The sequence below is a fragment of the Xanthomonas sp. F4 genome, from assembly GCF_011761895.1.
The window spans coordinates 1,003,027-1,015,840 of sequence record NZ_JAASQX010000001.1; the positions used below are offsets into that span (position 1 = coordinate 1,003,027).

13 protein-coding genes are annotated in these 12,814 nt (G+C 71.2%); 4 read left to right on the top strand and 9 right to left on the bottom strand.

Annotation, left to right across the window (positions count from 1 at the left end; all coding sequences use genetic code 11):
- Positions 1-231 precede the first annotated feature (231 nt).
- From FHR66_RS04515 to FHR66_RS04535, 5 genes are all read right to left on the bottom strand, one after another.
- Entirely contained in the window at positions 232-432 is a 201-nt protein-coding gene (locus FHR66_RS04515) for a hypothetical protein (RefSeq protein ID WP_167087486.1), read from the bottom strand.
- A 16-nt stretch (positions 433-448) separates the two neighbouring features.
- Positions 449-775, bottom strand: a complete 327-nt coding sequence (locus tag FHR66_RS04520) for a YkgJ family cysteine cluster protein (protein WP_167087488.1) — start codon at positions 773-775, stop codon at positions 449-451.
- 327 nt (positions 776-1,102) lie between these two features.
- Positions 1,103-2,461: an Hsp70 family protein gene (locus FHR66_RS04525; RefSeq protein ID WP_167087490.1), complete on the bottom strand. Its 1,359-nt coding sequence runs from the start codon at positions 2,459-2,461 to the stop codon at positions 1,103-1,105.
- 121 nt (positions 2,462-2,582) lie between these two features.
- Positions 2,583-3,053: an FKBP-type peptidyl-prolyl cis-trans isomerase gene (locus tag FHR66_RS04530; RefSeq protein ID WP_167087492.1), complete on the bottom strand. Its 471-nt coding sequence runs from the start codon at positions 3,051-3,053 to the stop codon at positions 2,583-2,585.
- A gap of 124 nt (positions 3,054-3,177) precedes the next feature.
- Positions 3,178-4,134 carry a cation diffusion facilitator family transporter gene (locus FHR66_RS04535; RefSeq protein ID WP_167087494.1) on the bottom strand — a complete coding sequence of 319 codons (957 nt, stop codon included), beginning with the start codon at positions 4,132-4,134 and terminating at the stop codon, positions 3,178-3,180.
- A gap of 90 nt (positions 4,135-4,224) precedes the next feature.
- On the opposite strand from FHR66_RS04535, the gene FHR66_RS04540 reads away from it, so the two are divergent.
- The gene (locus tag FHR66_RS04540) at positions 4,225-4,566 is read left to right on the top strand and encodes a zinc ribbon domain-containing protein YjdM (protein ID WP_048490980.1); all 342 of its coding nucleotides are present in this window, start codon (positions 4,225-4,227) and stop codon (positions 4,564-4,566) included.
- Positions 4,567-4,633: 67 nt separating this feature from the next.
- Here FHR66_RS04540 and FHR66_RS04545 read toward each other — a convergent pair whose 3' ends face one another.
- Entirely contained in the window at positions 4,634-5,809 is a 1,176-nt protein-coding gene (locus FHR66_RS04545) for an MFS transporter (RefSeq protein ID WP_167087496.1), read from the bottom strand.
- Positions 5,806-6,996: a serine hydrolase domain-containing protein gene (locus FHR66_RS04550; protein ID WP_167087498.1), complete on the bottom strand. Its 1,191-nt coding sequence runs from the start codon at positions 6,994-6,996 to the stop codon at positions 5,806-5,808. The genes FHR66_RS04545 and FHR66_RS04550 overlap by 4 nt, the downstream gene beginning before the upstream one ends.
- Before the next feature lie 119 nt (positions 6,997-7,115).
- Here FHR66_RS04550 and FHR66_RS04555 point away from each other — a divergent pair, with 119 nt between their 5' ends.
- On the top strand, positions 7,116-7,994 hold the full coding sequence (locus tag FHR66_RS04555) for a LysR family transcriptional regulator (protein ID WP_167087500.1): 879 nt from the start codon (positions 7,116-7,118) through the stop codon (positions 7,992-7,994).
- A 132-nt stretch (positions 7,995-8,126) separates the two neighbouring features.
- Here FHR66_RS04555 and FHR66_RS04560 read toward each other — a convergent pair whose 3' ends face one another.
- Positions 8,127-9,215, bottom strand: coding sequence for an alkene reductase (locus tag FHR66_RS04560; RefSeq protein WP_167087502.1), 1,089 nt, complete (start codon positions 9,213-9,215; stop codon positions 8,127-8,129).
- A 267-nt stretch (positions 9,216-9,482) separates the two neighbouring features.
- On the opposite strand from FHR66_RS04560, the gene FHR66_RS04565 reads away from it, so the two are divergent.
- Positions 9,483-10,685 carry an MFS transporter gene (locus tag FHR66_RS04565; protein WP_167087504.1) on the top strand — a complete coding sequence of 401 codons (1,203 nt, stop codon included), beginning with the start codon at positions 9,483-9,485 and terminating at the stop codon, positions 10,683-10,685.
- A 6-nt stretch (positions 10,686-10,691) separates the two neighbouring features.
- On the opposite strand, the gene FHR66_RS04570 is transcribed toward FHR66_RS04565, so the two are convergent.
- The gene (locus tag FHR66_RS04570) at positions 10,692-11,687 is read right to left on the bottom strand and encodes a UDP-N-acetylglucosamine-peptide N-acetylglucosaminyltransferase (protein ID WP_167087506.1); all 996 of its coding nucleotides are present in this window, start codon (positions 11,685-11,687) and stop codon (positions 10,692-10,694) included.
- A gap of 613 nt (positions 11,688-12,300) precedes the next feature.
- Here FHR66_RS04570 and FHR66_RS04575 point away from each other — a divergent pair.
- Complete coding sequence (locus tag FHR66_RS04575) at positions 12,301-12,756, top strand: PA2169 family four-helix-bundle protein (protein ID WP_167087508.1); 456 nt, start codon at positions 12,301-12,303, stop codon at positions 12,754-12,756.
- Positions 12,757-12,814 lie beyond the last annotated feature (58 nt).

Here is a 12,814-nt window from a genome sequence, read left to right on the forward strand (position 1 = left end):
TGGAAGAGATCGCAGTATGCGCTTCCGGCGTGAAGACGGCGCCGTGCCTGCGGGTTGCCGTGCCTGCGGTTGGCGATGGCGCCCCCCGGTCGGTGCGGCGGCCGATCTCAACCCGAGGCGCCGTCGTCGCTTACCGGGCGCCGAGTCATTGCGCGGGCGTGGACGGGCGTCCACGTCCTCGCGTCTTGCCTGCCGCAGGCACGCGCGATGGCGGCGCGGGCAGGGCGGGCGTCAGCCCGCGTCGGCGACGTCGACCTTCTTCAGCACGCGGGTGGTGCCGAGCACCTCGACGCGGCCGCCGGCCTGGTGGAAGGCGGCCAGGTCGGCCTCGATGCGCTCGCGGCTGAGGCCCTTTTGCGCCTTGTCGGCGGCGCTGGCGCCACGTGCGTTCCTGGCGCTGGGCGAAGCGGTGTTGCTGGTGGGTCGTGCCATGCTGGAACTCCTGCAGTCAGTACATCGTCAGGGGAATGCCACGGGTCAGTTGCTCGTGGTGGGTACGGCGGATCTCGCGGCAGTACGGGCCGGCCATCGCGAACTTGCGGCAGATCGCCGGGCGCTGCGTATAGATCGAGCAGCACATGCGCGCGCCGTCCACCGCCACGCACCAGCCGTCCTCGTCGCGCGCCATCACGTGCAGCCCCTCGCGGGTGTACTCGGTGAGATGTTCGGGGACGTTGTCGTCCGGCATCACCAGCACGGTCAGGCGGCAGCAGATCGCGTCGCAGCGGTCGCAGGCGATGCCGGAGTCGGCGGCTTCCCTCGCGGTCTCGCTCATGCGTCGCCGCCGCGATCGCGACCTGTCGGTCGGTACGGAGGATGGAGCGGCGACGCCAGGCGCTCGGCCTGGAGCGTGGCAGGGGCGGGGGACATGGCGCTCCCGGTGGGTCCGGCCCGAAGCGGGACGGAGGGTGGGGCGAGAAGGGAGCGCGTCGGGCGACAGGAACGGTCGGACGAGACGCGCGTAGAGACGTGACGCTGAAGCGTGCACCTATGCTACGCGAGTCGCGCCTTCACAGTATGAACAACGCAGGCCGAAGGCAGCGCCTCGGCAGGACGCCGCCAGTCGGCGGAGGCCACCGACGCCTGTACTGCCTGTGCCGTGCTAGTCCTGCGCGGCGGCCAGCGCCAGGCCCTGCACCACGCCGAACGAGGGGTCGCCATGGACCAGGCGCGCTTGCGGGAAGGCGGCAGCGACCAGACGCTGCAGGTAGCCGGCGCGCGACATGCCGCCGGTCAGGAACACTGCGGCCGGATCGCCGCCGATGTCCTGGCGCACCTGCGCCAGCAGTTCCTGCAGGGCCTCCAAATAGCTGCGTGCGGCCTGCACCAGTTCCTCGGCCTGCACCTGCACCTGCAGCCCGGCCTCGATGTAGTCCAGCGTTTCTTCGTGCCGCTCGGCGTCGCTGAGGCGGATCTTGCTGCGCTCGACCGCGCGGTACAGGCGCGCGGTGTTGCCGGGTTCCTGCAGCGCTTGCAGACGCGCCTCGTACGGCGCCGGCACCGCGTCGTAGCGGTGCTGGCGGAAATCGCGCTGGCGGGTGGTGTCCTGCACCATCGCCGCCTCGACGTAGTGATGCGAGGGCACGCGGGTGATGCCGCGGCCGAACTGCGGCATGAAGCCGGCCAGGCTCAGCGCCAGGTCGATGTCGGTGCCGCCGCGCGGGATGCCCCAGGCGCGGTGCACCTGCGGCGCGGCGTCGCCACCGACGCTGGCATGGGCGATGTCGGTGGTGCCGCCGCCGATGTCCACCACCACCGCGGCATGGCGCTCGCGGCTGACCGCGTGGTAATGCATCGCCGCGGCGGCCGGTTCCTCCAGGAACGCGACGTCGTCGAAGCCGGCGGTGATCGCGGCGCTGTGCAGGATCTCCAGCGCCTGCGCGTTGCCGGCCTCGCCGATCGAGCTGCGGAACTGCACCGGGCGCCCGAGCAGGGCGCGGCGTACCTGCACGCCCAGTTGCTGCGAGGCGGTCAGGCGGATGTGTTCGAGAATGTGCGCGGCGATGCCGGTAATGGTCTGGCGTGCGCGCGGATGCAGGTTGTAGCCCAGCATCGACTTGGGGCTCTGCACCAGGTTGCCTTCGCCCTCGACGAAGTAGGCGTCCAGCGCGGCATCGCCGTACACGGCGTTCTGCAGCAGCGCCGCGGAACTGCGCGGCTCGCGCATCTGCGTTTCCATCCATTGCCGGCGCACCACCCGGATCGCGTCGCGGCGCAGCGCCTCGTGGCTGCGTTCGCGCCCGGCGGCGAGCGCATCGCGGCGGCCGGAGTCGATCAGCTCGTCCACCTGCCGTTCCAGCGCCGGGGTCAGATCGAACTCGGCCGGGTCGCGCATCACCTCGGGGAAGTACACCGTGGTGCGGAACTGCTGCTGCGCGCCGAAGTCGATCGGCACCACGCGGCCGTCGATCACCGCGGCGGCGGCGGAGTTGCTGGTGCCGAAGTCGATACCGAGGCGCATGACGGTGCCGGGGGCGGGAGGGCCGCGCACTGTGGGGCAAGCCGAAGCGCGACGCAAGCGCGGCCGCAAACGCACGAGGCCCGCATCGGCGGGCCTCGTGGGGGACGCGAAACTGGGCTGCTTACAGGGCGGCGCCGGCGTGGCCCTGGTTCTTTTCCTGCTCGGTGGCCTCGCGCACGCCGGCCACTTCCACCGCGAAATGCAGCACCTGCCCGGCCAGCGGATGGTTGCCGTCGATGGTCACCAGCTCGTCGCCGACGTCGGTGACCGTGACCAGCAGCGGACCCTGGTCGGTCTGCGCCTGGAACTGCATGCCCGGCGCCAGCGACCCGGCATCCGGGAACGAACCGCGCGGCACCTGCTGCACCAGCTGCTCGTGGCGCGGGCCGTAGCCTTCGGCCGGGATCACGTCGGCCTTGACCGATTCGCCGGTGCGCTTGCCGGTCAACGCCTTTTCCAGGCCCGGCACGATGTTGCCGGCGCCGTGCAGGTAGCTCAGCGGATTGTCCGGCGAGGACTGGTCGATCACTTCACCGGCATCGTCGGTGAGGGTGTAGTGGATGGTGGCGACAAGCCCGTTGGCGATCTCCATGGGAAACCTCGTTCAGTGAGTAAGGGGGATACGCCGGCACAGTCACAGCGCGATGAGAGGGTGCTACCCGGCTACCCTAACGAAAAGCGGCGCAGGGCCGCAAGTCGCGCCGGCGTACTGCCATTCAGGGCGCCTGCGGCTGGCGCAGCGCGGTGCGCCGGGCCAGCCAGGTCTCCGGGGTCTGCGGTTTGACGAACAGCGCCTGCAGTTCCGGATGCTCGGCGCGTGCGGTGGCCTCGATGCGCTCGATGCACGCTTCGATCTGCGCGGTGCTGCGCTGGTCCTCGAACTCGGCGCTGAGCGCGGCGACCACCTGGTCCGGCCCCATCTGCATGCTGAGCACGCCGTTGACCGCGCGCACGTCCGGATCGGCGGCGGCGATGCGCCGCAGCGCGTCGCCGAGCGGGCGCGCCGCCGGCTCGCCGATCAGCAGGCCCTTGGTCTCGCGCGCCAGCACGAACGCCGAGCAGGCCAGCACCGCGGCGATGCCGATGGAGGCGACGCCATCCAGTTCCGGCATGTCCAGCCATTGCGCAGCGAGCAGCCCGGTGAGTGCGATCAACAGGCCGATCAACGCCGCGCTGTCTTCCACCAGCACGGTGAACAGGCTCGGATCCTTGCTCTCGCGAAACGCCTGCACGTAGCTCAGGCGGCCCTTGCGCGCGCGGAACTCGCGCAGCGAGATCCACCACGAGCCGCCTTCGAACAACAGCGACAGCCCCAGCACGATGTAGTTGAGGGTGTGGTCGCTGGCCGGCTGCGGATGGCGGATATGGGCGATGCCCTCGTACAGCGATACCCCGGCGCCGAGCGCGAACACCAGCAAGGCGACGATGAAGCTCCAGAAGTACAGCTCGCGCCCGTGGCCGAACGGATGGGTGGCATCGGCCGGGCGCGCGGCGCGGCGCAGGCCGTACAGCAACAACAGCTCGTTGACCGTGTCCACCAGCGAGTGCACGCCTTCGCTGAGCATCGCCGAACTGCCGGAGATCGCCGCGGCGACGAACTTGGCGATGGCGATGGCCAGATTGCCGGCGAGCGCGGCGTAGATCGCGAGGCAGGACCCGGACGAAGCGGACATAGAATTCCTGCGGCTGGCGTGGCCGCACGGCGGCACGGGGTGGGCAGCTACAATAGGCGGCTCGCCGTCGTCGCCGTATCAAGGACTCCCATGCCCGCCGCACCCGCCTGCCCGCAATGCACCCTGGAAAACACCTACGTCGACGGCGCCAACTGGGTGTGCGCGGACTGCGGCCACGAGTGGCCGGCCGCCGCCGAGGCCGCCAACGATGCGGCGACGGTGGTGCGCGACAGCAACGGCAACGTGCTGCAGGCCGGCGACACGGTGGTCGTGATCAAGGACCTGAAGGTCAAGGGTTCGTCGATCCCGCTGAAGCAGGGCACGGTGATCCGCGGCATCCGCCTGGTCGAGGACGATGCCGAACACATCGAAGGCAACTCGGACAAGATCAAGGGCCTGGTGCTGAAGACCTGCTTCCTGCGCAAGGCCTGAGCCGCGCCGCGGGGCCGGCGGCAGGCTGCGGTCGTGCGAGCGCCGACGCCGCGCAGACTTCGACGTTCTAGCGGCGATGCGCGCAGGCCCATGCCGGCAACAGCAGCGCCAGCGCGGTCCAGGGCAGCGCGGCGGCGCCATGCCGTTGCAGCAGTGCGCCGCCGAGCAGGCCGGCGCTGGCGATGGCCAGGTTCCAGCCCGTGACCACCAGCGACTGCGCCAGATCGGCGGCGTCGCCGGCACGGCGGGCGATCGCGGTCTGGAACAGCGTCGCGCAGCCGCCGAACGCCAATCCCCACAGCGCCAGGGCCACCGCCAGCAGCGTCGGCGAGCGCGGCCACAGCGCCAGCGTCAGCGCCGCCAGCGCGAACAAGGCGATGCTGGCCAGCAGCAGGGGCCGCAGCCAGCGATCGATCCACGTCCCGACCACGACGATGCCCAGCAGCGCGGCCACGCCGAACAGCAGCAGAGAGCGATCCACCGCCACCGCGGCGCCGGACCGCGCCAGCAGCGGCGCGACGTAGGTGTAGAGCAGGTTGTGCGCGAGCACGAACAGCAGCATCACCGCCAGCACCCGGGCGATGCCGGGCAGGCGCAGCACCCTGCGCAGCGGCAGCGCCGCATGCGCCGCCTGGCCGGCGAAATCCGGCAGTGCGGCGCGGGCCCAGCCGAGCAGGCCGAGGCTCAGCAAGGACATCGCGCCGAAGCTCCAGCGCCAGCCCACCTGCTGCCCGAGCCAGGTACCCGCCGGCACGCCCAGCGCCAGCGCCAACGGCGTGCCGACCATGGCCACCGCGATGGCGGGGCCCTGCTGGGCCGGCGCCACCATCCGGCTCGCGTAGCCGGCCAGCAGCGCCCACAGCAACCCGGCGCTGACCCCGGCGAGCAGGCGCGCGACCAGGATCGGCGCATAGCGGCTGGACACCGCGGTGACCGTGTTGGCGACGGCGAAGCCGGCGATGGCGAGCAGCAGCAACCGGCGCCGGCGCTGGCGCCGGGTGGCGGCGGTGAGCGGGATGGCCGCCAGCAGCGAGCCCAACGCGTACACGCTGACCAACTGGCCGATCCACGCCTCGCCGACGCCCAGCCGGTCCGCCATTGCCGGCAGCAGCCCGGCCGGCAGCGTCTCGGTGAGGATGGTGACGAAGCCGGCGCAGGCCAGTGCCAGCAATCCGCTCCAGGGCAGGCGTCGCGCCTCGGGCGGGCGCGACGGCGCGCCGCACTCCAGGCCCTGGCCGCTCATGCCGCCCATTCGCGCAGGCTGGCGTAGACCGCGTCGCGCAGCTCGACCACGAACGCGCCGGACATGCCTTCGTACAGCGTGTTGGTCAGCGCCACCACGCTCAGTTGGTGCGCCGGATCGACGAACCAGCTGTGCCCGTACGCGCCACCCCAGCGCCAGGTGCCGGGCGCCTCCGGCGTCGCGGTCGGCGCCGGGTCGCGCAGCACCGCAAAGCCCAGGCCGTAGCTCCAGCCCGGTCCGTCCGGTGGGCCGAAGTCGCCGGTCTGCGCGCGCCCCATCTCGGCGACCAGATCGGCCGGCAACAGCGGCGCGCCGCCGCTGCGCAGCGTCTCCAGCAGGCGTAGCACGTCGCCGGCGCTGCCGACCATGCCGGCGCCGGCCGAGGGAAACGCGGTGCGATCCAGCGCGCGCGAGGGATGGAAGACGATGCCGGCGCCGTCGGCGAACGGCGCGACCACCTCGCCTTCGCCCAGCCGGTGCGGCATCGGCACGTCGCCGACGTAGGGCACTGCCAGGTTGGCGGCGTCCTCGGCATGGAAGGCGGTGGCCTGCATCCCCAGCGGCGCGGTGACCAGATCGTGGACCAACTGCGGCAGCGGCTGCCCGCTGGCGGCCTCCAGCACCGCGCCGGCGACGTCGATCGCCAGCGAGTAGCCCCAGCCGGTGCCCGGCGCGTACTGCAACGGCACTTGGGCCAGGCGGCGCAGGTTCTGCTCCAGGCTCAGGTCGCTGTTGTCCATGCCGTCGGAGACGCCGGCGCGCGCATGCGCACCGTCTTCGGGTTCGAGGAAGCGGTAGCCGAGCCCGGCGCTATGGCTGAGCAACTGGCGCAGGCTGATGTCCGGCACGCGTCCGTCGGGCAGGGCCGGCCTGAACCACGGCAGCCAGCCGGCGATCGGCGCATCCAGCGCCAGGCGGCCCTGCGCGACCAGCGCCAGCGCCGCGGTCGCCACGATCGGTTTGCTGACCGAGGCCAGGCGGAACGTCGTCTCCTGGCGCATCGGCCGTTGCGCTTCGCGGTCGGCCCAGCCGGCGGCGCGGCGATAGATACAGGCGCCGCGATGGGCGACCAGCACCACTGCGCCGACGAGCCGGCGTTCGTGCAGCGCGCGGTCGATCGCGGCATCGAGCGGAGCAGCCTGGCGCGGCGAGAGCATCGGTGCAGGATCGGGGATGGAGGTGGGCATGGGCATCGGCGCTGTGCATGGAGGAGGGAGGTGCAGCGTGGACGCCTGCCGATTGCGGAAAAAGACGGGTAAAGTTCCTCGCTGCGAGGACGGAAATGTCCGCAATCGGTGACGCTGCGATGGACAGTCTGGGGAGCCTGCGTGGCTTCGTGCAGGTGATGGAGAGCGGCGGCTTCGCCGAGGCCGGGCGGGTGCTGGGCCTGTCCGCCTCGGCGATGGCCAAGAGCGTGGCGCGGCTGGAGCAATCGCTGGGCGTGCGTTTGTTCCATCGCAGCACCCGCAGCCTGACCCTGACCGCCGAAGGCCAGCTGTTCCTGCCGCGCTGCCGGCGCATCCTGGCCGAGGTCGAAGCGGCGCGCGGCGAGCTGGGTAGCCTGGCGGCGACGCCGAAGGGGCGGCTGCGGATCAGCCTGCCGATGAACAACAACGTGCTGTTGCCGGTGCTGGGCGACTTCATGCGCGCCTATCCGCAGGTCCAGCTGGACCTGGATTTCGACGATCGCCTGGTGGACGTGATCGAAGAAGGTTTCGATGCCGTGTTGCGCGTGGCCGAGCCGGACGATTCGCGGCTGGCCTCGCGCCGCCTGGGCAGTTTCCGCCGCTGCCTGGTGGCCTCGCCCGACTACCTGCAGCGCTGCGGCACGCCGCTCCAGCCGCAGGACCTGCTGGCCCATCAGTGTCTGCACTACCGTTTCCGCAGCAGCGGGCGCCTGGAAGCCTGGCCGCTGGGTGCGGCGGCGGCTGGCCTGCCGTTGCCGGTGTCGATGGTGTGCAACAACATCGAGACGCGGCTCAGCTTCGCCCTGCGCGGCTGTGGCATCGCGTTCCTGCCGGAGCACTCGGTACGCGCGGAACTGGCGGCCGGCACGCTGCGCACGCTGCTCGACGACTATGTCGACTCCACCGGCACCTTCCATCTGTTGTGGCCGTCGAGCCGGCACATGCTGCCGAAGCTGCGCGTGTTCGTTGATTTCCTCGGCGAGCGGTTGACGTTCTAGAGCGAGCTCTCTGCGCCGGATGCGACGCGGCCCGTGCCTCGATGCGCATCGCGCCCGAGCGCCCGCCGCAGAAGACGGCGCTGCCTGGACGCGAGGCTGGCGGCACTGCGCGGTGCCGCCAGCCCGGGGCAATCAGTCCAGCGTCGGGTAGTCGGTGTAGCCCTTGGCACCGCCGCCGTACAGCGTGTCGGCGTCCACCTGGTTCAAGGGCGCGTCGCGGCGCAGCCGTTCCACCAGGTCCGGGTTGGCGATGAACGGGCGGCCGAAGGCCACCGCGTCGGCGCGGCCGGAGGCCACGGCCTCTTCGGCCAGCGCCTTGTCGTAGCCGTTGTTGACCAGCCACGGGCCATGGAACTTGGCGCGCAGCGCCGCGTAGTCGAAGGCGATGTTGTCGCGCGGGCCGCCGGTGGCGCCTTCGATCACGTGCACGAAGGCCAGGCCCAGCGGATCCAGGCGTTCCACCGCGCGCTCGAACAGCGGCTGCGGGTCGCTGTCGCGGGCATCGTTGGCCGGGGTCACCGGCGACAGGCGCACGCCGGTGCGGTCGGCGCCGATTTCCTGCGCCACCGCTTCCACCACCTCGAACAGCAGGCGGGTGCGGTTCTCGATGCTGCCGCCGTAGGCGTCGTCGCGGTGGTTGCTGCCGTTGCGCAGGAACTGGTCGATCAGGTAGCCGTTGGCGGCGTGCACTTCCACGCCGTCGAAGCCGGCGGCGATGGCGTTGCGGGCGGCGCGGCGGAAGTCCTCGATCAGCCCGGGGATTTCGTCCAGGCGCAGCGCGCGCGGCGCGGAGACATCGGTGAAGCCCTCGGCGGTGAAGGTCTTGGCGTCGGCGCGCAGCGCGCTGGGCGCCACCGGCGCGGCGCCGTCCGGCAGCAGGCTGACGTGCGAGATGCGGCCGACGTGCCACAGCTGCAGCACGATCTTGCCGCCGCGTCGATGCACTTCGTCGGTGACTGTCTTCCAGGCCGCGACCTGCGCGTCGCTGTAGATCCCCGGGGTGTCCTTGTAGCCCTGGCCCATCGGGCTGATCTGGGTCGCCTCGGCGATGAGCAGGCCGGCGCTGGCGCGCTGGCCGTAGTACTCGGCGGCCAGCGGCGAGGGGATGCGGCCTTCGCCTTCTGCGCGGTTGCGGGTCAGGGGTGCCATCACGATGCGGTTGGCCAGTGCGATCGCACCCAGGCGCAGCGGCGTGAACAGCGGGGAAGCGGTATCGGTCATCGGTGGATCTCTCGGTGTGGGGTGGGGCGGGCAACCCTGCAGCGCGGCGCTGCACGGAAGCATGCGTGCAAGACATGGGGACGCACCCGGCGGTTTCGCGGCGGTGCGATGGGACAGTGCGTTGCTGCCGCGGCATCTTCTTCAGGAGGGTGTCGCCGCCTGAGACGCCGCGACCGGCGTACCGCAACGCGGCGTTGCGCGCGTGGGGCTGCAATATTTGCTGCAATGCACAACAATGGGCAGCCCTTCCTCTTGTGGGATGTGCGCATGACCTCATCCGCCACGGCGCCGCTGTCGCGGCGCGGCTACGTGCTGATCCTGTTCGCGCTGGCGATGGGCGGTTTCGCGATCGGCACCAGCGAGTTCTCCACCATGGGCCTGATGCCGTACATCGGCCGTGGCCTGGACATCGATGCGCCGCAGGTCGGGCATCTGATCAGCGCCTATGCGCTGGGGGTGGTGGTGGGCGCGCCGCTGCTGGCGATCCTTGGCGCGCGCTGGTCGCGCCGGCATCTGCTGCTGGCGCTGATGGGCTTCTATGCGTTCGGCAATCTCGCCAGCGCGCTGGCGCCGGACTATCACAGCATGCTGCTGGCGCGCTTCGTCGCCGGCCTGCCGCATGGCGCCTATTTCGGTGTGGCGACCCTGGTGGCCGCGTCCATCGGCCCGCCCGACCAGCGTGGCGCGGCGGTCAGCCGGGTGCTGCTGGGCCTGAACCTGGCGGTGCTGGTCGGCAACCCGCTGGCGACCTGGCTCGGCCAGGTGGCGGAATGGCGCTACGCCTACGCCCTGGTCGCGGCGATCGCGGTGTTGACCGTGGTGCTGGTGTGGCGTCTGCTGCCGGCCGATCCGCAGGAGGCGCGGCCCTCGCCGCTGCGCGAACTGCGCGCCTTCAACCGCACGCAGGTGTGGCTGGCGCTGGGCATCGGCGCGATCGGCTTCGCCGGCATGTTCTGCGTCTTCAGCTATCTGGCGCCGACCCTGATGGAGGTCACCGGCGTGTCCGAACACTGGATCCCGGTGGCGATGGCCGCCTTCGGGCTGGGCGGATTGCTCGGCAATCTGGCCGGCGGCTGGCTGTTCGACCGCATGCAGTTCCGCGCGGTGCCGCTGGTGCTGCTGTGGTCGCTGGCGGTGCTGCTGGTGTTCCCGCTGGCGGCGACCTCGCCGTGGACGGTGCTGCCGGCGGTGGTCGCGGTGGGCAGCATGGGCGCGCTGGCGCCGGTGCTGCAGACCCGCTTGATGGATGTGGCCAGCGACGCGCAGACCCTGGCCGCGGCGTCCAACCACGCGGCATTCAACCTGGCCAACGCGCTGGGGCCGTGGCTGGGCGGGATCGCGATCGGTGCCGGCCTGGGCTGGACCTCCACCGGCTATGTCGGTGCGGCGATGGCGTTGGGCGGCCTGCTGATCTACCTGTGGGCGCGCCAGGCGGCACGGCGCGGCGCCTGCGCGCACGCGGCAGGCTAGCGCGCGTTAGCGCAGCGGTCGCGCGGTCGAGGACAGCCGCCGCAGCGCGTCCAGCTTGCCCTGGTAGCGCGGTTGGGTGGCCGGATCGGCGTGCGCCATGGCCTCACGCAGCGCCACGGTGGCGCGGCGGGTGTCGCCGCTGTGCAGGTAGGCGCGGGCCAGGGCGAAGTACAGCAGGTGGGCGCCGTCGTACAGGTGCAGCGCATGCCGGTAGTAGGCGATCGCCGCGGTGTAGTCCTGGCGCCGCTCGGCCTCGGTGCCGAGCAGATATTGCTGGAACGGATCGCGCTGGCGCACGTGTTCCATCTGCCGCTGCAGTGCGGTCGCGCGCGCGCTGTCGCCCAGGCGCCGGGCCAGGCCGACGGCGTTGGACAGCGCCGGCAGATGCTCCGGATCGATCTCCAGCGCCTTGGCGTAGTCGCGTGCGGCGGCGCCGCTGTCGCCATCGCGCACCGCCAGCACGCCCTGGTTGTTCCAGGCCCCGGCGAAGCGCGGGTCCATCTGCAGCGCCATCGCCAGATGCGCGCGGGCGCCGTCCAGGTCGCCGTCGACCATCAGCTCGGCGCCGCGGTTGTTGTAGTAGTGGGCGAGGGCGCGGCGGTCGGAGATGGGTTGCGGCCCGCGCCGGTCCATCAGCACGCTGCGGTCCAGGTCGATGCTGCCGCGCCCGCTGTCCACGCGCACGCCGGCGTTGACGTGGCCGACGTTGTACAGCGCATCGCCGTCTTCGTACCAAGTCAGCACGCGGCGCACTTCCTGGACCTGCGCCTGCAGCCCGACGTCGCGCGCCATCGCCACGAACAGCAGGGTGAAGGACAGGCAATTGACGTGGCGAGTGGCGTAGCTCTCGGCGACGCTGTGGGTGGCCTTGGGGTCGTACTGCAGGTTCAGCCCCTTGGCATCGAAGGCCAGCGCTACCAGTTGCTGCAGGCGGTGCTCGGGGTCGGCATGGGCATCGATGCGTTGCTGCAGCAGCGCGTGCAGCGCCGGCGGTAGCTGCATGATCTGCTCAGGCGTCGGCGTCGGCGCGGGGGACGTCGCAGGGGTTGGCGGTGTCGCGTCTGCCTGCATCGCCGCTGCCGGGTGCGCTGGCGGCACTGGCAACGCGTGCGGCGACGTGGTGGCCGCAGCAGCGGCGAGCAGGGCGAACGCGGTCCAGGCGAACATGACGCACCTCGCGGTGCCCTGCAGTGGCGAGGGCTCGCCTGCACTATAGGCGCTTGCTGGCGGGGCGCGGGGGACGCCGCGGCGGCGCCGACGAGCGGTCGCGGGCCGACGCGATCGGCGGCGGCCGTCATCCACAATCGCTGTGGACGACCGTGGGGCAACCGTGTGGATAAGTCGCGGCATACCAAGCGCTGCAATGCGCGAAGACAGGATGGTGAAAACTTCAGCACATGCCTGACTGCGCAGTGCGGCCAATGAACGCGTGTTCACCACCGGCAATGCGGCGTGACGAGCGAATGCCGATGGCTCACGTGCGCTTTATGCGCCTGTGCCCAGCATCGCTACCACTACGCAACGCGGCAATCCTTTCGAACGCGCCGTGCGATATCCAGGTTCACCCCCGTGTGCCCGTTGCGCGATATCGCTGGCCTCGCCACAGGAGTTCCCCATGAGCATTCAGAGCAAGACCACCCACAGCCTCAACGACCTCATCGCCATTTCCCGCGACGGCAAGGACTTCTACGAAGAAGCCGCGAAGAAGGTGGGCGACGCCGAGCTCTCCGCGCTGTTCCTGCGCATCGCCGGCGTCAAGGCGGACATCGTCAGCAGCCTGAGTGCGGTGGTGCAGTCGGTCGGCGGCAAGCCGGAAGACCACGGCACCATGGTCGGCAGCATGCAGCAGATGTACGGTAAGGTCCGTGCCGCGCTGGGCGACACCAAGTACGGCTACGTCGCCGAGCTGGAAGAGTCCGAGGATCGCCTGCTGAAGGCCTTCAACGAGACCATCGCCGATGCCGACACCCCGGTCGCCGCGCGCGACGCCGCCACCCGCCTGCTGCCGGAAGTGCGCGCCTGCCACGACGTGATGCGCACCCGCAAGCACGCGATGAAGAACGCGGCGTAATCGCCGCCTGCCGCCGACCCGGAGCGCCGCCATCGCGGCGCTGGCCGGGTCGGCGTGC